General features: G+C 57.7%; 23 protein-coding genes. 13 read left to right on the top strand and 10 right to left on the bottom strand.

What is annotated here, in order from left to right; genetic code table 11:
* Positions 1-12: 12 nt before the first annotated feature.
* Positions 13-1,527 (bottom strand): M48 family metalloprotease, encoded by a 1,515-nt coding sequence (locus tag QEV83_RS09630; RefSeq protein WP_280127538.1) that lies wholly within the window; start codon positions 1,525-1,527, stop codon positions 13-15.
* A gap of 11 nt (positions 1,528-1,538) precedes the next feature.
* Entirely contained in the window at positions 1,539-2,414 is an 876-nt protein-coding gene (locus tag QEV83_RS09625; protein WP_280127537.1) for a hypothetical protein, read from the bottom strand.
* A gap of 710 nt (positions 2,415-3,124) precedes the next feature.
* On the opposite strand from QEV83_RS09625, the gene amoC reads away from it, so the two are divergent.
* From amoC to QEV83_RS09595, 6 genes are all read left to right on the top strand, one after another.
* On the top strand, positions 3,125-3,916 hold the full coding sequence (amoC, locus tag QEV83_RS09620; protein ID WP_280127536.1) for a bacterial ammonia monooxygenase, subunit AmoC: 792 nt from the start codon (positions 3,125-3,127) through the stop codon (positions 3,914-3,916).
* A 230-nt stretch (positions 3,917-4,146) separates the two neighbouring features.
* Positions 4,147-4,977, top strand: a complete 831-nt coding sequence (gene amoA / locus QEV83_RS09615; RefSeq protein WP_348273214.1) for a bacterial ammonia monooxygenase, subunit AmoA — start codon at positions 4,147-4,149, stop codon at positions 4,975-4,977.
* 88 nt (positions 4,978-5,065) lie between these two features.
* Entirely contained in the window at positions 5,066-6,352 is a 1,287-nt protein-coding gene (amoB, locus tag QEV83_RS09610) for a bacterial ammonia monooxygenase, subunit AmoB (RefSeq protein ID WP_280127535.1), read from the top strand.
* Positions 6,353-6,539: 187 nt separating this feature from the next.
* The gene (locus tag QEV83_RS09605) at positions 6,540-7,082 is read left to right on the top strand and encodes a hypothetical protein (RefSeq protein ID WP_280127534.1); all 543 of its coding nucleotides are present in this window, start codon (positions 6,540-6,542) and stop codon (positions 7,080-7,082) included.
* A 237-nt stretch (positions 7,083-7,319) separates the two neighbouring features.
* Positions 7,320-7,829 carry a hypothetical protein gene (locus QEV83_RS09600; RefSeq protein WP_280127533.1) on the top strand — a complete coding sequence of 170 codons (510 nt, stop codon included), beginning with the start codon at positions 7,320-7,322 and terminating at the stop codon, positions 7,827-7,829.
* A 143-nt stretch (positions 7,830-7,972) separates the two neighbouring features.
* A complete protein-coding gene (locus QEV83_RS09595; protein WP_280127532.1) occupies positions 7,973-8,863 on the top strand; it encodes a prephenate dehydratase in 891 nt (296 codons plus the stop codon).
* Here the strand turns inward: QEV83_RS09595 and QEV83_RS09590 are convergent.
* The 5 genes from QEV83_RS09590 to tkt form a co-directional block, all read right to left on the bottom strand.
* The gene (locus QEV83_RS09590) at positions 8,846-9,466 is read right to left on the bottom strand and encodes a DedA family protein (RefSeq protein WP_280127531.1); all 621 of its coding nucleotides are present in this window, start codon (positions 9,464-9,466) and stop codon (positions 8,846-8,848) included. The genes QEV83_RS09595 and QEV83_RS09590 overlap by 18 nt on opposite strands.
* 55 nt (positions 9,467-9,521) lie before the next feature.
* Positions 9,522-10,259 carry an SGNH/GDSL hydrolase family protein gene (locus QEV83_RS09585; protein ID WP_280127530.1) on the bottom strand — a complete coding sequence of 246 codons (738 nt, stop codon included), beginning with the start codon at positions 10,257-10,259 and terminating at the stop codon, positions 9,522-9,524.
* 201 nt (positions 10,260-10,460) lie between these two features.
* Positions 10,461-11,690, bottom strand: coding sequence for a phosphoglycerate kinase (locus tag QEV83_RS09580; protein ID WP_280127529.1), 1,230 nt, complete (start codon positions 11,688-11,690; stop codon positions 10,461-10,463).
* Complete coding sequence (gene gap, locus QEV83_RS09575) at positions 11,687-12,694, bottom strand: type I glyceraldehyde-3-phosphate dehydrogenase (protein WP_280127528.1); 1,008 nt, start codon at positions 12,692-12,694, stop codon at positions 11,687-11,689. The genes QEV83_RS09580 and gap overlap by 4 nt, the downstream gene beginning before the upstream one ends.
* A gap of 81 nt (positions 12,695-12,775) precedes the next feature.
* Positions 12,776-14,737 (bottom strand): transketolase, encoded by a 1,962-nt coding sequence (gene tkt / locus QEV83_RS09570; RefSeq protein ID WP_280131012.1) that lies wholly within the window; start codon positions 14,735-14,737, stop codon positions 12,776-12,778.
* Between the two features lie 348 nt (positions 14,738-15,085).
* Between tkt and QEV83_RS09565 the strand changes: the two genes are divergently transcribed.
* The 7 genes from QEV83_RS09565 to QEV83_RS09535 all read left to right on the top strand — a co-directional run bounded on the left by QEV83_RS09565 (position 15,086) and on the right by QEV83_RS09535 (position 19,580).
* The gene (locus QEV83_RS09565) at positions 15,086-15,430 is read left to right on the top strand and encodes a DUF4164 family protein (RefSeq protein ID WP_280127527.1); all 345 of its coding nucleotides are present in this window, start codon (positions 15,086-15,088) and stop codon (positions 15,428-15,430) included.
* A gap of 42 nt (positions 15,431-15,472) precedes the next feature.
* A complete protein-coding gene (locus QEV83_RS09560) occupies positions 15,473-15,829 on the top strand; it encodes a cell division protein ZapA (protein ID WP_280127526.1) in 357 nt (118 codons plus the stop codon).
* Positions 15,830-15,934: 105 nt separating this feature from the next.
* Positions 15,935-16,621: a hypothetical protein gene (locus QEV83_RS09555; RefSeq protein ID WP_280127525.1), complete on the top strand. Its 687-nt coding sequence runs from the start codon at positions 15,935-15,937 to the stop codon at positions 16,619-16,621.
* Positions 16,622-17,186: 565 nt separating this feature from the next.
* Positions 17,187-17,330, top strand: a complete 144-nt coding sequence (locus QEV83_RS09550; protein WP_280127524.1) for a hypothetical protein — start codon at positions 17,187-17,189, stop codon at positions 17,328-17,330.
* A 106-nt stretch (positions 17,331-17,436) separates the two neighbouring features.
* Positions 17,437-18,309 (top strand): alpha/beta fold hydrolase, encoded by an 873-nt coding sequence (locus QEV83_RS09545; RefSeq protein WP_280127523.1) that lies wholly within the window; start codon positions 17,437-17,439, stop codon positions 18,307-18,309.
* 72 nt (positions 18,310-18,381) lie between these two features.
* A complete protein-coding gene (locus tag QEV83_RS09540) occupies positions 18,382-19,194 on the top strand; it encodes a hypothetical protein (RefSeq protein WP_280127522.1) in 813 nt (270 codons plus the stop codon).
* The gene (locus QEV83_RS09535) at positions 19,191-19,580 is read left to right on the top strand and encodes a hypothetical protein (protein WP_280127521.1); all 390 of its coding nucleotides are present in this window, start codon (positions 19,191-19,193) and stop codon (positions 19,578-19,580) included. The genes QEV83_RS09540 and QEV83_RS09535 overlap by 4 nt, the downstream gene beginning before the upstream one ends.
* Before the next feature lie 190 nt (positions 19,581-19,770).
* Here QEV83_RS09535 and QEV83_RS09530 read toward each other — a convergent pair whose 3' ends face one another.
* From QEV83_RS09530 to QEV83_RS09520, 3 genes are all read right to left on the bottom strand, one after another.
* A complete protein-coding gene (locus QEV83_RS09530; RefSeq protein ID WP_280127520.1) occupies positions 19,771-20,658 on the bottom strand; it encodes an SDR family oxidoreductase in 888 nt (295 codons plus the stop codon).
* On the bottom strand, positions 20,655-21,746 hold the full coding sequence (gene queG, locus QEV83_RS09525; RefSeq protein WP_280131011.1) for a tRNA epoxyqueuosine(34) reductase QueG: 1,092 nt from the start codon (positions 21,744-21,746) through the stop codon (positions 20,655-20,657). The genes QEV83_RS09530 and queG overlap by 4 nt, the downstream gene beginning before the upstream one ends.
* 80 nt (positions 21,747-21,826) lie before the next feature.
* Positions 21,827-22,519 (bottom strand): glutathione S-transferase family protein, encoded by a 693-nt coding sequence (locus tag QEV83_RS09520; protein ID WP_280127519.1) that lies wholly within the window; start codon positions 22,517-22,519, stop codon positions 21,827-21,829.
* Between the last annotated feature and the right edge of the window lie 122 nt (positions 22,520-22,641).

Genomic DNA, 22,641 nt, shown 5'->3' with positions numbered 1-22,641 from the left:
CTTCTAAGAACACTATTCGACGACTATCTTATAGCGCTCCCCGCGTTGCAAGGTCTCGCCGCGCGTCAGACTGTTGATCAGCAGAAAATAGTCGAGGGGCCGGTCTGGCATGGCCATCCGCGCGGCGAATGTTTCGGCACTATCGCCGGGCTTGGCCGTGCCGATCGCAATCCGCAAAGGCCGAACGGCTTTCACTTCGTCGGCGGAAACACGATGAAAGGACTCGATCGAAGAACGGAAGCGTGTCTTGGCATCGTCCGTCAACACGCGTGTGGCGAAGATTAGTCGGTAGATACGCTCCGGTTCGAAGCGGATGACCGCGAGAAGAAAACTCCATTCGCCAGCGCTCGCTGTGGCGGTCGCCGCCGGCATGCCGTTGATTTCCGTGGTCTCGATGGAACTGTCATTCAGTCCGTCGATCCAGCCGCTGGCAATATAGGCTTTAAGCGATGTCGATTGCGGCACGCTAACGCTATCGACACGCAGAGCCTCGGCGCCCCCGGCCTTAATGCCTAGCAAGGCTTGGGAGGCGTTTTCGAGGACGAACCCTTCGGGAGCGATAAGCGCAAACCCGAGCCGGCCATGCAAGAACTTGTTGCCGCGAATTGCGCCTTCGGCGGGATCGTCGCCAAAGGTCATGCCGTCGATGGCGGCAAGATAGGGAGCCCGGTCGGTCTTGCCAATACCCGGAGCGCCAATCTGCCGCGCAGCGTTGATGGCTTGCGCGACCCGGTCAGGTGTCGAGGGATGTGTCGCCAGAATATCTGGCTTCCCGGCGCTCGCGTATTGGCTCATCAGGGAGCCGCGAAGCGCGGCGGAACGGCCAAGCGCGGCGAGGAAGCGGGCGGCTCCATAAGGATCGAATCCCGCCTTCGCGCTAACCCTTATGCCGATTTGATCGGCTTCGAGTTCCTGCTGACGGGAAAAGCTGGCGATCGTGCGCTGCGCCAGTGCCTCGACCTCTTGGCTCTTCTGCTTGCTTTGAACGACACTCGCGGCCTGGCTGATCACCGCCGCGCGTTTTTCCTCTTCCTCCCGCTGCCGTGCATGTTTCGCGGTGATGTGGGCGATTTCATGCGCCATCACGGCGGCGACCTCCGAAGCGTCGCTGGCAAGCGCGAGAAGGCCTCTCGTTACATAGACATTGCCCGGCGGCAGCGCGAAGGCATTGACTGTCGGTGAATTCAGGATCGTGATGCGATAGGGTTCAGCCGCGCCCTCGTCCGCCTTGGCGAGCTTTTCCAGAATGTTGTTAAGATAAGTTTCGGCTTGCGGATATTTATATTCGCCGTCGAACAAGGCGATCATACGCCGGTGCTCCACCGATGTTTTCTCATCGACGGCGGGGGAGCGGGGCGGCGGCACCGGTGCCGCCGCGTTGAAAGGTGTGCTGTCTTGCGGTTCCATTGACGCGCAGGCGGCAAGCATGAGCGCGGTGACCAGCATGGCCGTTAGGGGTGCTCCAAAGCCGCGCCGGAACCTGGTATCTGCTCGCCTCGAACGGGCGATGGTCCCCAAAAAACCCATTTGCAGGCGCCCTATCTCGGTGCCGGGGTGCGGGACGGTACCGCTTCAACGTTGGGCTGGCTTTCGATCACCTCGATCTCATCGGGATCTGAAATCTCGATTTGTGGCCCAAAGCGGCCATCAAGCAGCCCACGCACGCGGACGTTACGCCCATTGAAGGCGGCGATACTTGCATAACTCTCTTCAAACGCTTTGCCGCTTTGCTGGAAAACCGCGGCTGAAAAATCCCAGCCCGGACGTGGCCCAAAATAGAGCATGATACGCGGTCTCCGGTCGGCGATTGCGGTGATGCGGCCCTCGACAATCACCGCCGTGCCAAATTTCTCGGCGAAGGACGGGTGATCTGTGGCAGCGATGACCGCATAATACGGATCCGCCCAAAGGCCAAGGGCGGCTCCTCGCGCGGCGGCTTCTGCGGCAAGCAGGGATGCTTTGCAGGCATGAGTCGCCGGGCCGGGTTCATAACGGGCGAGGCCGGCATCAAGAAGCGCTTCCCCGACCGGCAATAACGGATCGTCTTGCCTCTCGCTTACGTCTTGACGGGGAGCAAACACAAAGGCTGGCAGGCGTCCCCAGCGATCGAGACCTGGCTCAATTGGCTGAAAGGCGATGTCTTGTCCGACCAGCCATTGGGCGAGCCGGTCGCGCGACAATATGTCGAGTTCACTGTTTTCTGGTGTCGGATGGGGCGGTTCGACGCCTGCGATTTTGAGCCGGATCCTGTCCGTGAGGGTCAATTCGAGCCGCTCATTTACCGATGCGACCTTGCCGCGGCGGTTTCCTGAGTTGGGGCAAAGTCCCGGACCTGCCTGTGCGAAGTCCGGCGGCGTGAGGACGGCCATAATGACGAAAATAAAAATTGCGTTGTAAAGTGCAATACTAAGCAAGACGCGGCATCGCGAGAAGGATTTTTCTGCAAATCCGCCGCAATGCCGGCCAGCAGCGCAATTTTTTTGCTCCACGCCAAAAACCACCCAAGAATTCATCGTCATAGCTCCGCAAGGATGGCACATTTAACCGAATTCCCGGCAGATCCTAAACTCAAAGAAATCCCATTCGTGATCGCGAGTGATCTGACGTAAATACCCTCATAATGAGTGCCTTCTTGCCATCCCTGCCAGGATCAAGCGCGACGCTAAAGCAATAACACGATTAATTTATTAGCATGCATTAGTAAAAGCCTCAAAATATAGCAAATAACATAATACATAACATTCTAAGATTACGTTTTTGGCCTCAATTTTATGATTTTCCTATATTATTTACTGTAATTATTTCAGGAACCAACTTGTGGCCTTTTTACGTGTCGGAGAAGCCAATCAAGCGCCTGCCGGTGGAGGGCAAAAGCAGAGACGCCCTAAGTCTCTGTATGAACCTACCCCTAAGGGTAGGTTATACCTATTCACTCAGGCTGTATATGCTCCTGCCCAGCAGTATGTTGTCCCGTCTCAAGGGGGGTTCTAAACATGCGATGGGATAAACTGGTCGTTCATTGGCGTCGGCGATTGCAATTGCTCCGGTCATAATTTGAGTGGACGCAAGGTTTTCAGCTGGGGCATGACCAGCCTTAATCCTCAACAGCAAAGAGGCAAATGACATGAGCTTAGTAACTGGAACTGCGCGTACCGGCGAGGCTGCGGCCGTCGCCGAGACGCCGCTTCTCGACGGGAGATTGTCCGTTATCGGCACGCTCGCGATCTGCACCTTCTATGTCGGCGTGCGCATCTATGAGCAAGTTTTTGGCTGGTACGCCGGGCTCGATTCCTTCGCGCCCGAGTTCACCACCTACTGGATGACCATCCTCTACATCGAGGAACCGGTCGAATTGATCTCCTTCCTCGCCCTCGTGGGCTGGATGTGGAAGACCCGCGACAGGGACATCGCAAGTGTCCAGCCGCGCGTCGAAATGCAGCGCATCTTCACTCTGCTCGAGTGGATCCTCATTTATGGCGTCGCGATTTACTGGGGCGCCAGCTACTTCACCGAGCAGGACGGCACCTGGCACATGACCGTCATCCGTGACACCGACTTCACCCCGAGCCATATCATCGAGTTCTATATGAGCTATCCGATGTATATCGTCGTCGGCGTGGGCGGCTTCATGTATGCGCGGACCCGGCTCCCGACCTTCGCGCTCAAGGGCTGGTCGGTTGCTTACGTTCTGCTGTTCGTCGGCCCGTTCATGATCTTCCCGAACGTCGGGCTCAATGAATGGGGCCACACCTTCTGGTTCATGGAGGAACTGTTTGTTGCTCCGCTGCACTGGATGTTTGTGTTCTTTGGCTGGTTCTCGCTTGCGGTGTTCGGCGTTGCCCTGCAGATCCTCGGCCGCGTTGGCGAGCTCTGCAAAGGCTACGAAGACCTGCTCGGTGTCGAACCGGCGGAATAAACTAAGCGCTCGTGTTGAGGACCCCCTTGGTCTGACCGCGAAGCGTTCAGCCCAATAGGCTGCGGCCACGACCCGGATTTGAGCTTTTCCGGGGAGTGGCCGTGCCCGGGCTGGAAATAATTTCTATGCCAACTGTAATTTACTCCGCTAATCCGGCGATACGGTCCGGGGGGAGTAACTGGGAGGATAGTATGCTACGAGATAAATCATTTAAGGCCGGGCCTGGTCCGGTGACCGAATCGATCCCGGCATCGCCGGGAATCGAAGGCGGCGCCGGCTCAAACCCGCCCGTCGCCGCTCCTAACGTAGGCGCGATGGGTGCGGTATCGGGTTCGCCGTTTACGTCCCGCGCAGAAGCCGCGCAGGCCGTCAAGTCCGCCGATCTGCTGCTCGTGATCGCTCTGTTTCTGATCATGATCGGCGGCTACCATGTGCATTTCATGCTCACGGCAGGCGACTGGGACTTCTGGATCGATTGGAAAGACCGGCGCTTCTGGCCGACCGTGCTCCCAATCATGCTCATCACCTTCGTGGCCGCCGCCCAGTATTTCTTCTGGGAAAATTTCCGGCTGCCGTTTGGCGCGACCTTCGTCTGTCTCGCCCTGCTCGTCGGCGAATGGATTGATCGTTATGTCAGCTTCTGGGGTTGGACCTTCTTCCCGATCACTCTTTGCTGGCCGACCTCGATCATTCCAATGGCGCTGTATATCGACATTGTGTTGCTGTTGAGCAAGAGCTTCATTGTCACCGCGATTGTCGGATCGATGGGCTTCTCGCTGCTCATGTACTCGAACAATTGGGTAATCCTGGCTCCCTTCCATCAGGCAAGCGAGCAATATGGAAACCTGATGAGCTTGGCCGACATCATCGGCTTCCACTATGTTCGTACCTCGATGCCGGAATACATCAGAATTATCGAACGCGGCACGATGCGTACATTCGGTAAGGACGTCGTCGGTGTGTCGTCGTTCTTCTCCGGGTTCGTTTCGATCATCGTGTATTTCGTGTGGTGGTACGTCGGTAAGATGTTCTCCACTGTGAAATATATGGCGAAAATCTAACCCGCCGCCGCACGGTCCCGAAGGGGACTTGAGGTCGATTTTCTGAGAACTAATAAATGGCACGGCTTTGCCGTGTGGGGAGTTAACAATGAAAACAACTATGTTTGATCTACTGGCGCGGCACGCGAAGCGCCAAGCGGGGAGGCTTTGGGCCCTCGGTTTGGCTGCCGGACTCGCCGTGACGATGGTAGCCACTGGCCCGGCCGACGCCCATGGCGAGAAATCGCAAGCGGCGTTCCTCCGGATGCGGACGTTGAACTGGTATGATTTGAAATGGTCGAAGACCAGCGTTCAGGTCAACGAAGAGTATGAAATCACCGGCAAGCTTCACATCATGAACGCTTGGCCGGCGGCGGTCCGGATTCCGGAGCGCGCGTTTGTTAACACCGGGCAGCCCGGCGCCGTCGCTAACCGCGAAGGTGTTTGGGTCGGCGGAACGTTTACGCCTCGTTCGATGATGCTTAAGGTTGGTGAAACCTACGAGTTCCGGGTCCTTCTCAGAGCCCGGCGCCCTGGCCACTGGCATACTCACGTCCAATTGAGCGTCGAGACCGGCGGCCCGATTCCTGGACCGGGTCAATATATCGACATCAAGGGCAATTTTAACGACTTCACCGATCCGGTGAAATTGTTGAATGGCACCACGGTCGATATCGAGACCTACCAGCTGGGCCGCATTTATCTGTGGCATCTCCTTTGGGCCGTCGCCGCCGTTGCGTGGATGGCCTATTGGTTCAGCAAGCGTGGCTTGATCGGCCGCTTCGTCGCGGTCGCATCCGGACAGGCGGAAGATGTGATCATCACGCCTCAGGAGCGCATCGTCGGGGCAGTCAGCCTCGCCGCGGTTCTTGGTACGGTTATCATCTTCTATGCAATCACGGCGAGCAGCTATCCGAATACGATTCCGCTGCAGGCTGGTGATTTCCACAATATCCAGGCTCTCGCGGGTGAAGTAGACTCGGGACCGCTTAAGATCAAATATTTGGGTGGATCCTATAAGGTGCCAGGCCGTGAGTTGGTGGCCAATTTCAAGATCACCAACGAAGGCAAGGAACCGGTCCGGATCGGCGAATTCAATACCGCTGGTCTTCGCTTCTTGAACCCTGATGTTTTCACCACCAAGGTCGACTACCCAGACTATCTGTTGGCGGAACGCGGTCTGACGCTGAGCGATAACTCTCCGATTCAGCCCGGCGAAACCAAGGATATCACCGTCACCGTTCAGGATGCGCGGTGGGATACGGAACGTCTTTCGGGTCTTGCCTATGACGTCGATAGCTCGTTTGCTGGCGTGTTGTTCTTCTACACGTCAAGTGGAACGCGGTATCCGATGGAAGTCGGCGGCCCAGTCATTCCGACCTTCTTGCCCGTCTAATACTTATCAAAATACAGGCCTGTTAAAGGTCGCACATGAAGCATAAATTTCCCCCGTTGGAGCGGTAGCGCCAGCGGGGGAAATCATTTAGGGAGGTCACCTATACATGCTTATTCGAGGCTTAGCCGCGTGGCTGCTTGCCACAGTATTGCTCACCTCGGCCGCGTACGCTCATGGCGGGGTGGGCATGCAGGACAATAGATGCGTGTTGCGGATTGGTCCGGATTTGATGTTTTTCACCGGATATCAGCCGCAAAATTCCCGGGAAGAGTTTTGCGATGATGTTCCAAACGCCGGACAAGTCGTAGTTGCGTTGGACATGCAAGAAACCGAGCTCCGCGAGATGCTCACGGAGATCCGTATCATCCGGGATGATGGAACCCATACACGGATGAACGGTCTGCCGTTTTTGACGGATGCCGAACTCGCGAGTCCCGAGGTTCTCGAGCCTGTTACCATCACCTATTTACCGCCCAAAAAATATCCGACGGGCACGCTGACCTTCGAGCATACCTTTCCAGTGAAGGGAAAATTCATCGGCATCGTGACGGTGGAAAATCAGCATGGTCAGAAATACGTTTCACAGTTTCCCTTCGCGGTGGGCGTTCCGCTTGGCAAGAGCTTGGCACTTTATGGGTTGCTGATCGCGGGGCTGCTCGGCGTGGTTTATGGACTGTGGAACTATGGCAGGAAGCCAAGGTCCCCTGCATCTCCGGAAAAACCCGCGTGATGAAGAGCTGCCGGAGTTTATTTTTCTTGGGCTGCGCGGCGTGAATAGCACGAAACGCGGGTATTCAAAAACCTTGTGCTACGCCGCAGGCCGCAGAGTTATCGCCGATCCAATCCTTCCTGGCCTGTTGTCGAATAGGCGAGGATTAGGACTATTGCAGCCGCTTTTGTACCTTAACCCTTGAGTCAAATCATGAAGCTAAACCTGCCGTTGCCGATTCAAAAGGTTGTAGGCCTAATGAATTGGAAGCTCGGTCCCGAAGTGCTTCCAAAATCGCCGGTCCTCTTGGCTGGGAGTCTGTGCGCCTTCGCGGTGGCGATGTTTTTGCGCCAGATGATGGATTATTCCGTGGCTCGCTCGGCTGCGAGCAGCATCGGTGCCGTGGCGGTGCTGAGTGCCGCCGCTTTCATCGGCGCGAGTGTTTCCGGATACCGGGAACGGCTGACGCAGACTCTCTGTGCGCTCGCCTTGACAGGTGCCGTGGTCGTTTTTGTCACGGCATTGCTACGCTTCTTGCTGGTCGTATCCCTGGTCTTCGCGGATACTTCGGAACAAGGGCTCCCCTATGTCAATGTCATGGAACTGGCCAACTTTCTGCTGTTCCCGCTTTTCGTATGGAATGTTTTCGTCTTTGCCGCGCTGTTCCGGCGGTCCTTTCGCCCGAGCGTTCCGGTTTCCTTCGCAATCGCAATACCGTTGGTGATGATCGTCGATTTTTTCGTGCCGATCGCCTTCCGGTCCCTGTGATTTGCGGGAAGACGCCGGGCATTACCCGATTAACATGGGACCTGGGCTTACAAAGGCTCACTTAGCATCGCGTCAACCTGTGGCGCAGCTGCTTTCGCGACTTGACGATTGTTGCAGCGCGGGGCGTCCAGTTCGAGGAATGAATGACTATCAGGAAAATCGCCTATCAAGGCGAACCAGGCGCCAATTCGCATATAGCTTGCGGCAATGTCTATCCAGATTGGCAACCCTTACCCTGCGCGACGTTCGAGGACGCGCTCGCGGCGATCGCCGATGGGTCGGCCGCCCTTGGCATGATTCCAATCGAAAATTCGATTGCTGGCAGAGTGGCTGACATCCACCATCTTTTGCCAGGTTCGGGCCTTTACATCGTTGGGGAATATTTTCTGCCGATCCATTTTCAACTGCTTGGTATCAAGGGCACGCAACATGAAGCCGTGACCTCAGTTTATAGCCATGTGCACGCGCTTGGCCAGTGCCGCAAATTCATCCGCGAACATGGGTTTGCCGCGCATGTGTCTGCCGACACGGCCGGGTCGGCGCGGGAGGTCGCGGAATGGGGAGATTTCCGCCGTGCGGCGATTGCGACGGACCTTGCCGCCAAAATCTATAACCTCGATGTCCTTGCCGCCAATATCGAGGATGAATCGCACAATACGACGCGCTTCGTTGTGCTTTCGAAAACACCGCGATGGGCGCCTCTTGCCAACGGGCCGGTTGTGACGAGTTTCGTCTTCCGAGTCCGCAATGTCCCGGCCGCGCTTTATAAGGCCCTTGGGGGCTTCGCCACCAACAGCGTCAATATGACGAAGCTGGAAAGCTATATGGTGGAAGGGGAATTCACCGCAACGCAATTTTTGGCGGATGTAGAAGCCCATCCCGAAGAGCCGCCGCTCGCGCGTGCCTTGGAGGAGTTGGCCTTTTTTTGCAAGGAGCTAAAGATTCTTGGCGTTTATCCGGCGCACACCTACCGGATCGAAAGCCAAGCGCGCGAGAACGGAAATCCAGACTCGCCTTCACCGGCTGTGGTGTAGCCGCTGAAACAGAAAGAAAATAAGCACCGCGATAAACACTCCGGCGCCCAATATCGCTCCGGTATGTTCCAAATCATGGGTGATCTGATGGATGTCGGTGACATGGGTACCCAGATAAAATCCCGCCAATGTCCACACCACAACCCAAAGAGCTCCTCCAAGCGCGTTGAAGACCAGGAATCGTTTCCAATCCATTTTCAACATGCCCGCCACGATGCCGTTCAGCTGACGTAGGACATTGACGAATCGTGCAAAAGCGACCGTGAAAGGACCGTACCGGATAAAAAATGCTTCGACCCGGTTAAGGCGATCCGCATTGATGCCGATCTTTGCTCCGTAGCGCAGGACGAGTGTGCGGCCAAGCCGCTGTCCAATCACATACCCAATATTGTCTCCAAGCACCGCTCCCATCCATGCCGACAGCATGAGAAGTGGCAGCGACAGTTCTCCGCGTCCCGCGAGTACTGAGGCAAGCACAAGCAGGGACTCGCCCGGCAGGGGAAGGCCCAGAGACTCGCCTGTCAATATGATCAAGACCGCGATGGCGCCCCACTCGCGGACAAAGGGTTCCAGATCTCCAAGAAAATGCGCGATCCCGGCCATCACGGCCTTTCCGCGCCTGCCGGTATTCGGGGCGGCTTTATCAATCGTTTTCCTCCTATTGTCCGGGCGACGTCTGGATAGGCAACGCTGCCTTGATGCTTGCGGCAACATGCTCTGCGAGGATGCGACTGCCTGCTTCAAAGAAATGGACATCTTGCGGAATTTGAAATCGATCAGCAGACTGCACGGCTACGGAATAAAGATCATCGATCAGCACACCATTGTCTCGCATCACGTCTAGAGCGGTTTGATTGTAAAGAGCCACATCTTCCGGTGCGCGGTTTCTCTCGCCAGCAGGAACGGGTGTCGTTGTCGCGAATATCAGCGTGGCGTTGGTCTGCTTAAGCCGCTTGACGATGTTATCGAGATTCGCGCGATACGACTCCAATGAAATCCAATGGGGGCCTTTGTTGATAGGAACCATTTTTTGCGTTCCTGGAGCCGCGTTTTCTTGCTGGACATGTTCCAAATCATGCAGGCCGGCGTTGAAATGAATGACAGCCCATTTGGTTTGGCCAAGCCAGCGGTCGAGATTCTCGCGTATCGTGAGGGTGCTGCTGCAATTTTCCATGGGCCGCATCACATTCACGATGCCCTCCAGCCGCAGTTTTACAAGCAAAGTATAAGATACTGAGATGCTATCGCCGATAATAAGCGCGAATGGCAGTTTGGGTTGAACAGGGACGGCATTGATGGCCAATTCAATATTGCGTCTCTCCTCCATCTCGCGTTCATCATGCAAATAGGACAGAATGTAACGATAGGAGCTATACCCGCCCGCCGCGAGCGCCATCGCGAGACCAAGAACGAAGACGGATCGGCGCATTGCGGTCTTTCTGGATTTGCTGCCAGATCGGGCCATGTTGCACGTTGCGGATGAAACGCGGCCGTAACTATTTTATATGGGAAATTTACCGTACGACCACGGCGGCACTTTGTTTCCGGTGAGACCACGACGCCGCAAACTGCGGCGAAACACCGTGCTCTGGTGGCCTCAGCTTTTCGCGGTCGTGGACAAGCGCAGCGCCTCGACGCCTGGCAGCCGCTTGCCCTCCAGCCATTCGAGAAAAGCGCCGCCGGCTGTCGAAACGTAGGTGAAGTCCTGCGTCGCCCCGGCTTGGTTCAAGGCCGCGATGGTGTCGCCGCCGCCCGCGATGGTATCCAACGCACCGACCTTGGTGAGCTGCGCTGCGACCTTGGCGATCGAGAGGGTCCCGGTGTGGAAAGGCGGAACCTCGAACGCGCCGACGGGGCCGTTCCAAACGAGCGTCCGCGCTGAAGCGAGAAGGCCGACGACCTGCGAGATGGTGCGCGGCCCGATGTCGAGGATCATTTCTTCCTCGCCGATCGCATCGATGTCGACAACTTTGGTGCGCGCATTGGCTTCGAACCTTGTCGCGACGACGGCGTCGATGGGCAGTACGAGTTTGCAATTGGCGCCTTCGGCATCGGCGATCAGCTGGCGTGCGATGTCGGCGAATTTTTTTTCACAAAGCGATTTGCCGATCTGTTTGCCGTTCGCCTCAAGGAAAGTGTTGGCCATGCCACCGCCGACGAACAAATACTCGACTCGCCGCATGAGATTGCCGAGCAACTCGAATTTGGTCGAGACCTTGGCGCCACCGACAATCGCCGCAAGTGGCCGCTTGGGGTCCGCCAGCATGCTGGTGAGCATTTCAAGCTCGTGCTGCATCGAGCGTCCAGCATAGGCTGGGAGCTTATGCGCCAAGCCCTCCGTCGAGGCGTGTGCGCGATGCGCTGTGGAAAACGCATCATTGACGTAAATGTCGCCAAGCTCCGCCAGGGCCTCGACAAAGGCCGGATCGTTCTTGGTCTCGGCGGCGTGAAAGCGCGTATTTTCGAGCAACAGAATATCGCCGTCCTGCATCGCTTCAACGGCGCTCTTCGCCACCCCGCCGATGCAGTTGGAGGCAAAGGCGACGTAGCGTCCGAGCTGGCGTTCGATCTCGACCGCGACGGGCTTCAGCGAATTCTTCGCATCGGGTCCGTTCTTGGGCCGGCCAAGATGCGACAGGAGAATGACCTTCCCCTTTTTTTCCGAAATCTCCTGGATGTTGACGATGATCCGTTCGATACGCGTGGTATCGGAAATCCTCGAATCATCCATGGGGACATTGAGGTCGGCGCGAACCAACACCCTTTTGCCTGCGACATCCACATCATCAAGGGTCCGGAACACAGACAACGGTGCCGACCTTGTCATAGGAGCTTCCCCATCGCCACGGCGACATCGACCATGCGATGCGAGAATCCCCATTCATTATCATACCAGGACATTACGCGCACGAGTGTGTCTCCCATCACCTTAGTCTGATCCATGTGGAAGATGGACGAATGCGGATCATGATTGAAATCCGAGGATACATTCGGGCTGTCCGTGAAGGTGAGAACACCCTTCAATTGCTGTTCCGATGCGCATCTGACAGCGTCCTTGATTTCATCAGGCGTTGTCTTGCGCTTGGCGACGAATTTGAAATCGACGACGGAGACATTAGGGGTCGGCACGCGGATCGCCGCGCCATCGAGCTTGCCATTCAGTTCGGGCAAGACGAGGCCGACGGCGCGCGCGGCGCCGGTCGTTGTCGGGATCATCGAAAGCGCGGCGGCGCGAGCACGATAGAGGTCCTTGTGCATCGTATCGAGCGTCGGCTGATCGCCGGTATAGGAATGGATGGTCGTCATGAAACCGGTCTCGATACCGATGGCATCATTGAGAACCTTGGCCACCGGCGCCAGGCAATTCGTCGTACAGGAGGCATTGGAGACGATCAGATGATCCTTGGTCAGCTTGTCGTGATTGACCCCAAAGACGACCGTCAAATCGGCGTTGTCGCCTGGCGCCGAAATGAGAACGCGCTTGGCGCCCGCCTTCAGATGCGCGGCGGCCTTGTCCCTTGACGTGAAGAGCCCGGTGCATTCGAGGGCGATATCGATATTGAGCTCTTTATGGGGCAATTCATGCGGATCGCGGATCGCGGTCACCTTGATCGGCCCGGTTCCACAATCAATCGAATCCTTGGTGACCGTGACGGTGCCGGGAAACCGGCCATGCACGGAATCGTACCGCAGCAAATGAGCGTTGGTCTCGACAGGCCCGAGATCGTTGATCGCGACAATCTGGATGTCCGTGCGGTGCGATTCAGCGATCGCGCGCAAAACATTCCGGCCGATACGTCCAAATCCGTTGATAGCGACTCTAATCGCCATATCATCTCCTTCTCGACGGTTGGACCAGCGGCGACCGCTGCTGCCCCGCCACTTGAGTTATTGCTTTGCGGAAAACAGCCGTCAACCGTTACAACGCCGCACTGCGGCTTCGGCGACGGCTTCCGGGGTGATTTTGAAATATTGGTAAAGGTCCTTGTAGGGCGCACTGGCGCCAAAACCGCTCATGCCGATAAAAATACCGTCGTCGCCAATAATGGCATCCCAGCCTTCCCGGACGGCGGCTTCCACGGCGATGCGGATTGGAGCGCTGCCGATTATAGCTTGGCGGGTATCGGCGTCTTTCGCCAAGAAAAGTTCCATGCAGGGGACGGATACGACCCGCGTGGCAATTCCCTGTCCGGCCAAAATTTTACGTGCATCGAGCGCCAGCGAGACTTCCGAGCCAGAGGCGAAGATGGACACTTTCGCTTCGCCAATGTCCGCAGGGATGATTTCATAAGCGCCCGCGGCGGACAAATTCTCTGATGTGAAGGTGTCCCTTATGCGGGGAAGATTTTGTCTCGTGAGGGCGAGGATGGAGGGGGTCCGCTTCGTTTCCAGCGCGAGCTGCCAGCATTCGAGTGTCTCCGTCTGGTCGGCGGGACGAAAAACCAGCATATTGGGAATCGCGCGCAGCGCCGCCAAGTGCTCGACGGGCTGATGGGTCGGCCCATCCTCGCCAAGACCAATCGAATCATGCGTGAAGACCTCGATCGCATGTATCCCCATCAGCGCGGAAAGGCGAAGGGCTGGCCTGCAGTAATCGCTAAACGTCAGAAAGGACGCGCCGGAGGGAATGAACCCGCCATGCAGGGCGATGCCATTGACGGCGGCCGCCATGCCGTGCTCGCGCACCCCCCAATGGATATAGCGCCCGGCATAGGACGAGGGTCCGATCTCTGGCGTCGCCGCGACCTTGGTGTTGTTCGAGGGTGTCAGATCGGCCGAGCCGGTGATGAGTTCAGGGACAGCTTTCGCCAGAACTTCGAGAATGGCTTGGGAACCCTTGCGGGTGGCGACTGCGGCGGGGTCCGCGGCAAGCTTGCGCTTCAAATCTTCCACGGTCTCGCCAAAAGTGGCGGGGAGGTCGCCGCGCCAGCGGCGCTCGAGTTCCCCCCGGCTGTCCGCCGGCAAGGTTTGCAATGCCGCGAGCCAAGCTTTGCGGGATGCCCGGCCGCGTTTGCCAGCCTTGCGCCAGGCGGCCAAGATCGGGTCCGGGATCACGAAAGGCTCATAGGGCCAATTGAGATTGCGCCGGGCTCCGGCAATCTCCTCGGCTCCCGGCGCATCGCTGTGTGCCTTGGAGGTGCCCGCGCGCGTCGGCAGGCCAAAGCCGATGATCGTCTTGCAAGCGATCAAGGTCGGCAAGTCCGACTTCTGCGCTTTACGGATCGCGCGCAGAATCGCGGCCGGGTCATGCCCGTCGATGCGGACGGCGTTCCAGTTGCAGGCCTGGAACCGCTTCACCTGATCGACGGAATCGGCCAGCGACAAGGGACCGTCGATCGAGACGTGATTTTCGTCATGAAAGACGATCAGCCGGTTCAACTTGAGATGGCCTGCGATCGCGATGGCTTCCTGGCTGATGCCCTCCATCAAATCCCCGTCGGAGACAAGGACATAGGTGTGGTGATTGACGATATCGCCAAACTCGGCATTCAGCATGCGTTCGGCGAGCGCCATGCCAACCGAGGTCGCAAGGCCTTGGCCAAGCGGTCCCGTGGTCGTCTCGACGCCTCGGGTATGATGGTATTCGGGGTGGCCCGGCGTTATCGATCCTAGCTGACGGAAGTGTTGCAGCTGATCGACGGTCATGCTGGGTTCGCCGGTCAGATAGAGCAGGGCGTAAAGCAACATCGAGCCGTGTCCGGCGGACAGAACAAAACGGTCCCGGTCCGGCCAGTCAGTGGCGCCGGCGTCATATTTCAGCACCTTGGTGAACAGCACGGTGGCGATATCGGCGGCGCCCATAGGTAGGCCGGGATGCCCGGATTTTGCTTTCTCCACCGCGTCCATGGCGAGCGCGCGAATGGCATTGGCCATTTCGTCATGGGTGACGGCTGTTGGGGTTGCGCTCGGAGCTGTCAATCTGTCACCATTTGAAAAATTGCGGGTCGAGCTGGGACGCTGCCGCCGGCAATCGCTGAAACGCTTGTGTCAAAGCTTCGCCTGTGTTCTTTCTGTCGAATGGGCGGTTTCGGCACGGTTTTGCCGCATCTTGTACCATAATGGCCGGGGAGGGCGGCCATCTCCGGCCGCATGCACTTAGCGCGCGGCGGCCCATTTGTCGACCGGCGGGGCTTGTTTCGAATTTTCCTTTTCCACGCGAAGGCAAAATCTGAGCGTGGAGGAGAGGGCCAATTTCCGGCGCCGCCGGCTTGAGGCATAATCATGCTTCGATCATTCAACGATAAGGGCGCTCGCATGCAAGACGCCGCCGCGACAAGCAAACCGCCGGACCGCCTCGACGCCGCGCTGAGACGTCTTGCCGCCGCCCTTGATAAGCTCGAAGCGGCGGGTGAACGGCGGGCCAAAGCGGATTTGGCGCGCGGCAATCTCGAGGAAGAGCTTGCCGTTCTCCAAGACGACCGCGCGCGGCTCGCCGTCGAACTTGACGGCGCGATCGCGCGGTCGAAATCTTTGGAAGCCGCAAATGAAGAAGTTGGCCGCCGGCTGCATCGTGCGAGTGCTGAAATCAGAGCGGTTCTGTCCGGGGCTGCCGCTCGCGAGGCGTAAGGCGGCCCCTTTTGCGGACCAAAACCGGTGTGAGAGAGCAAAATGGCGCAATTGGCGATCACAATCGCGGGTAAGGTTTACCGGGTGGCCTGCGACGAAGGGGAGGAAGCCCGGCTTGGCGACCTCGCGCAATTGGTCGATGCCAAGATTTCCGGGATGCGGACGCGTTTCGGCGAAATCGGCGACCAGCGCCTGACCATTATGGCGGCGATCACCCTCGCGGATGAATGGTCGGAAGTGAACGATCGCGTCCGCGAGCTCGAAGCTGAAATCGCGCGGCTTAAAGGGCACCCGGCCGCCGCCCCGGAATGGGCGGAGAAAGTCGCGGTTTCGCTTGGCGATGCCGCGCAGCGGATCGAGCGGGTCGTCCAGGAATTGAACGATTCGAGCAGGGAGTAACAGGCCAAGCGGCAGCCAGGCTATGGCCTGAACGGCACGCCGGCAGCCCATTGAATTCGGGATGGGAAACTTTCCGGGTTTGGCGTAGTTTTGAGAATAAACGCGATGACCATTTTGGATATGAGTTCAGAGGATTGCCAGTTGCGCGCTGAAGAAGAGCGTATTCTCTCTTCCTTCACCCAGCGTCTGATCGAAATAGCCGCGGTTTCGGCCGCGGAGGGCGCGGGCACATCCATCACCGGTGCGCTGAATACGATGCGCTTGCCAGCGGTCAGCCTTGACCGGCTTGGATTTGTCATCGACGTGAACAGCGCGGCGCGCGCAATTTTCGACAATAATATCAAGATCAGGGACGGACGCCTTTTTATCCGCGAAGTTGAAGCCCGGGCACTGCTGAAGGCATCGCTGGATGCATCCTGCGATCGCTTTAAATTCGTTTCTGTAATGGCTGAGCCGATCATCGTTCAGCGGCGTGACAAATTGCCGGTCATTTTGCGTGTCTGGCCGCTCGACGGTCTCGCTCACGAGCATGACGTCCGACGGATGGTAACACTGAATGCATTGGGGCCAAAACCCGGGCCTCCTCCGGCGATTCTTGCCAAGACATTCCAGTTTAACGGTCCAGAGTCCAAGCTTGCCAGCGTGTTGGCGCGCGGCGCCCCTCTACAAACAGCTGCCCGGGAACTGCAAATTCCGTGGCAGACAGCGCGCAACCAGCTGAAATCCGTTTTTGCCAAGACCCAGACCCATAGCCAAAGTGAACTCGTCGCCTTGCTGATGCAGGTCAAGTGACAGCTTCATTGCTAGGAACAAAGTCGCGGCCAAGGCGTTTTCCTTCGGTCAAGCCGCACGAAACCCCGCTGGCGAGCGTTTGAAATAAGTTCCACTTGATTCCTCTTGGCGTTTTATAATTGTGGCGTAATAATCACATTTATGACGAATTTTCGCCGCGTCGTATTCAGCGGCGCCATCTATGGTAGATTATAGTTATGATGGGTTTCATCCCGCTCAATACTGTATCACGGCCCGGCGGTTTCTACCGCCCTCGCCGGACGCGCAATGTGCAGGATATAATGCTGGTACAAATATTAAGTATCTGAGAGTCATATGCGGTTATTTTCAAGATATTTTTTGTTATTTCTGATAAAGATTATAACAACGAAGCATTTATACTTATATTTCGAAAGAGCAAAATGAAAAAGTAATAGCAACAAAACAGGTAGGGAACTTGAACATGACTGTCATTTTAGAACCTGCCGCCTTTCGGCGCGCGTCAAAGAGGCGTGAAACAGATTGCGTTACCTCCAATGAGTTGATTTCAGAACCTAGCGTCGCGCTCGTCACGGGAGGCGCGGTTATGGGAATTGATAACCAGGTGCATATTGATCTTGACTGCGCACATACGGTCCTGACGGCGGAACAAGCGAGGCAATTCGCCACCAAACTCAAGCGAATCGCTGCTGCGATGGATCCCTTTGCTGGCCGCAATCGCATCCGGTAATTCCCGAGATCGTTGCTTGACGTTAGGCTTCCCGGCATAGCTTCGGCCAGGCAGCCGTCACACGGGCGGCGCATGGGAACCGCTCTTGGCAGGAGAACCGGGCGTAATGGATTCGGTGGAGCAATTGCTGGGCGCACGCCGCCGCGTCATCGCGGCCCATGGACACGAATTTGAGGTCTTCGAGGCTGGGGAAGGCGGCAAGCTGGCGCTGCTGCTGCATGGGTTTCCGCAACATGCGGTAAGCTGGCGCCATCAAGTGCCTTATCTTGCCGGGCTCGGTTACAGAGTATGGGCCGTCAATCAACGCGGCTATGGCGGCACGAGCCGTCCGCGAAGGCGCGAGGATTACGCGCTGGATCGGCTGACGGAAGACGTCGCCGGGCTGATCGACGCGGCGGGGGCTTTCTCCGTAACGCTGATCGGTCATGACTGGGGCGCGTTCGTTGCCTGGATATTCGCCATCCGCCGCATCAGGCTGCTCGAGCGGCTTGTCATTATCAATGTGCCGCATCCCTTATGCTTCCGTCGCGAATTGAAGACATGGGCCCAGCGCCGCAAGTCTTGGTATATCGGTTTTTTCCAGCTGCCGGTGCTGCCCGAGTTGCTGCTCGCGGCAGGGGAAGGGCGCCTGCTTGCCGCCACGATGCGTCACGATGCGCGCAATCCCGAGGCTTTTTCAAACGAGGTGCTCGATGTCTATCGCACCAATGTGAGCGCGCCTGGCGCCGCGACAGCGATGCTGAACTGGTATCGCGCGGCGGGGCGGGATGTCATGGCCGCGACGGATCTTGACGCGCTGATCGAGACGCCAACTCTGGTCATCTGGGGCGAGGAGGACGTCGCGCTTGGTCTCCCATGCCTCGATGGGACCGATCTCTACGTCCGCGATCTGCGCATTGAACGGCTGCCCAATGTCTCGCATTGGGCGCAGGAGGACGCGCCGCAGGAAGTGAACCGCGTGCTCGAGGAGTTTTTGTGAGGGATATCCTCGGCTCTTGCGGAGAGCCGTGAAGCCTTTAAGATCGCCATCCTTATATGACGAGGGAACGGGATGCCTTACGGAAAAACTCCGCTTGTCTTGGTGGTTTTGGTGTTGGGGCTGAGCAAAACACCTGCGATCGCAGAGACCCCTGAAAGTCATGTTTGTCCGGCCGCGAAGACTGGCCAAAGCGTCCCCTTCGACAACACCACTATAACTTTCGATAGCGTTCCAATCCCGGTTTCCAAAGACGCAACTCAGCTCATTTATTGTGTAAAATTCGCGACGGCGGCACACGATTATCTCGTGGATTGGAATGGCGTCAATCTCCGCGGCGTGTTCACCAGGGGTGGATATTTATCGACGTCGCTCACGATCGCGGGCGAGCCAGTTGTTGGCGCGTCGGTCGCCTATATCGGCGCCAACCGGACCGATTTTTCATTGGGAATTCTCAAGCAACAGACGGTGAAGGACGCCGTTGAAAAACTTGCATTGAGGCTTTTCAATTGGGCCTCTTCGTTTCATGGATCTGTTTCAACAGTTGCGAGCGCTCAGCCTGAATCGTTGCGGCGGAAAAAATTGCAGCCGGTCGATTTGGAATTTTCCAGTCAGCAATCGGAAGACGGAATGGTAACGCTCCGTTTCGTCAACCACGCAGGCGAAAACCGGTCTCGAATCGGTTTTTCACCGCCGGCTGAGCTTGCTCGACAAAATGATAGCATCCCCAAAAATGTCACGCTGACCACCGAACGGGGAGAGTTGCATTATAAGGTGGATCCCGCGAGCGCCGTGCACAAGCTTGTCCCCCTCACTCTGCGCAATTCCGATTATCAGGAAATTGCAACTGTTCCTGTGATTTTGGTCGTCGATACGGAACGGGAATGATGCTCAGCGCACTCAAATGGTTTGGACTGCTTCCCGCGGCCGGCGGTCTTCTCGGCCAGCTCTTCGATTTGGAATTCATGAAGACGCTGGACTTGCTGCACGGATTCGGAGGAGTGACGCCGCATATCGTTGGAATCTTCTGCTTTGGACTGGCGCGGCTCGCCGCCGCAAATCAGAACAAGCAGCTATCTGCTGCCGACGCCGATCGCAGCCGGACCGTTTGGGGTTGGTCGGCACTTGTTCTCTTTGTCCTGTTTCTTGGTTTGGTGTCCGTCACGCTTCCCGAAGATCTTTCCCCGTCTCTCATAGAATGGCGCTGGCGGCTTGCTGCCGTGCTCTACATTTTATTTTATGCCGCATTGGGCAAATCCGAGCCTCCACTTTAAGCGTTTGGAATGCAGAGTCCTGCAGCGGTCAAAGGATGCCGATGGCCAAACTTACATAGCTTTTGCGCAATCCCACGCATTCCAAGCTGCCCGCTGTAAGACTCCAACTGCACAAACGCCCTGCCAATCGTACCAAAACGTTTCACGTGAAACGTTTTGGTACGATTGGGCCGCAAAATCGGACAAACGATCAGCCTTCCTCCGCACTCCGGCCTTCTCCTGCTTCCCAAAGCGCTTCCAATCCCACGCGATAGGTGGTGTAGGTGAGCCTCATCCCAAAATCGTCTTTCAGCTTGCGGTTGGAGGCGCGTTTGTTCTCCGCGTAAAAACTCCGCGCCATTGGGGAGAGATCCGCTGTTTCGAGATCTTGCGCGGGCGGCGGATCGATGCTCATCAACATCGCCGCGTAGGTGATCACATCCTGAGGCGGCGCCGGAGCGTCATCGCTGACATTATAAATATCGCCGGGACCGTCATGCGCCACCACGGCGTCGATCACCCGCCTTATGTCCTCGACATGGATGCGGTTAAAAACCTGACCGCGCTTGACGACGCGCTTGGCAGTGCCCGCCTTCAAATTGAGGAGAACGTTGCGGCCGGGGCCGTAGATTCCCGCAAGCCGTAGAATATAGACTTTCTTGCCTTGTGCCTTGCCGAGCGCGGTCCAGGATCTTTCGGCCTGCACCCGCGTCACCGAGCGCTCGGAAAGGGGCGCCGGGGTCATGCTTTCATCGACCCATTCGCCGTGCCGGTCGCCATAGACGCCGATGGTCGAGAGATAGATGATCGTTTGCGGGCGTCTGGACGAAGCGATGCGGTGGCCAAACCGTGCGAGCACGGGATCAGCCGAGGCGCCCGGCGGAATCGAGACGAGGATTACATCGGCGCCCGCGACCCGCTCCGCGATGGCGGGATCTTCATGTTCGGGCCCGAACACGAATGTTTCAATCTGTTCGCTCGCCAGCTCCCCGGCTTTCGCTGGACCGCGCACGGTGCCCGCGATGGCATCGAAGGAATGTCCCGAGCGGGCGATGAAGTAGCGTGCGCAATAGCCAAGACCGAATGCGAAAAGCTTCATGAAGGATGGCCTTGGTTCACGTCGTTCGCACCCGCTGACAGAGTCCGCCCGCCACTCTCCGCCGCCCATTCGGCTTCGACGGCGGCATCCGTTTCGGCGGGGCGCCAGCGCCGTTCAAATTCGCCGAAACTGCTGGCCTCGACGAGCCGGGCCAGCGCCCAGACCGCCATCGCCCGCACAAGCGCCGAAGCGCTTTCGAGCTTCGCCGCGATCAGCGGAATGAGCGCCGGATCGCCGCTATTGCCCGCCGCGATCAAGACGTTGCGGGTGAAACGGAAAAAACCGATTCGTTTGACCGGACTTCCCGCAAAAAGAACCCGAAAGGCGGCATCGTCAAGGCGCAGCAAGCTGGCGAGCGATGGCGCGCACAGGTCTTCGCGCGCTTGCAGCTTGGTTTCCCGCGCCAAAACCGCATATTTGTTCCAAGGACAGACGGCGAGACAGTCGTCACAGCCGAAAACGCGGTTGCCGATAAGCTGCCGGAATTCGCGGCCGATATGTCCCTTATGCTCAATCGTCAGATAGGAAATGCAGCGGCGCGCATCGAGGACATAGGGGCGCGAAAAGGCTTTTGTCGGACAAATATCGAGGCAGGCCTGGCACGTGCCGCAATGATCGGTTTCCGGGGAGTCGGGCGGGAGCGGCAAATTGGTGAAAATCGAGCCCAGAAACAGCCAGGAGCCAAAGTCCCGCGACACGAGATTGGAGTGCTTGCCGGCCCAGCCGAGGCCTGCCGCTTGGGCCAGCGGCTTTTCCATGACCGGCGCGGTATCGACAAAAACCTTGAGTTCGGCCCCCTTAGCCTCCGCCGCGAGCCACGCGCCGAGCAGTTTCAGACGGCCCTTGATGAGGTCGTGATAGTCGCGATGGCGCGCGTAAACGGAGATATTCGCGGCGGACTTTTGTGCCAGCCCGGCCAGCGGATCGGCGTTTGGGCCGTAGTTCATACCGAGCAGGATAATGCTCTTACTTTCTGGCCAAAGCGTACGCGGATCGGATCGCCGCTGTTGCTTGGATGACAGCCAGTCCATCTCTCCTGCCGCGCCGGAGGCAAGCCAAGCGGCAAGCTGTTGCGGCGCTTGCGGAATGGCGCCTGGATGAGTGATGCGGCAGATGTCGAAGCCGAGATTTTGTGCTTTTTCCCGCAGCCGGCTTGTGAAATCCGCGTCTAAAAATCGAGATCCGCGTAAACCGGGCTCGGAGAAATCCCCGGCAGCCGGTCGGCCAGCAGGGAGCGGAAGGCTGGCCGTGATTTTATCCGTGCGTACCAGGTCTTTGCCGTCTCGTTCTCGTCCCATGGCACATCGCCCAGGAAATCCACGCAGGAGAGCTGCGCCGCGGCGGCAAGATCGGCATGCGATAGCCGGTCCCCGGCGAGCCAATTCCGGTGGCTCGCCAAATAGCCGATATAGCGCAGGTGGGTGCGGATATTGGACCGCGCGGCACGCACGAGTTCCATGTCCGGCCCGCCGCCGCCCTGCTCGCGCGGCATGAACCGCTTATAGACCTTTTCCGTGACGAGCCAATTGGTCACTTCCTGGAAGAATTTTTGGCAAAACCAGTCGGACACGCGGCGCACCTCGGCGCGCGAGGCGGGATCGTCCGGCAAAAGCCGGCCCCGGCCCAAGGCGAGGCCCCGCGTCTCGTCGAAATATTCGGCGATCGGGCCAGGGCCCGAAAGGACCAGTCCCGAGGGTTCCACCAGAACCGGCGTCTGCCCGGACGGATCAAGGAGCAGGAAATCCCGCCGGCGCTCGTAGGGCTTTTCCTCGATGAGTTCCGGGGTGATCGCATATTCACCGAGGAGCAGGCGGACGAAACGCGACTGCGGGCAAAGGGGATGATGATAAAGCGTGATCATTCGGCTTCTTGTGCGGGAGCAATCGAAACGATCGGGACGGGCAATCCAGTACCAATGGGGTTGCCCCATCAGTGCGGCGCGGTTTGGGCCGCTCAAGCAGACATCCCAACTTAAGGTAAACA

Source organism: Methylocapsa sp. D3K7 (genome assembly GCF_029855125.1).
Lineage (GTDB): Bacteria > Pseudomonadota > Alphaproteobacteria > Rhizobiales > Beijerinckiaceae > Methylocapsa.
The sequence above is the reverse complement of the archived record's forward strand: the minus strand, read 5'-3'. Positions and strand labels throughout refer to the sequence as shown.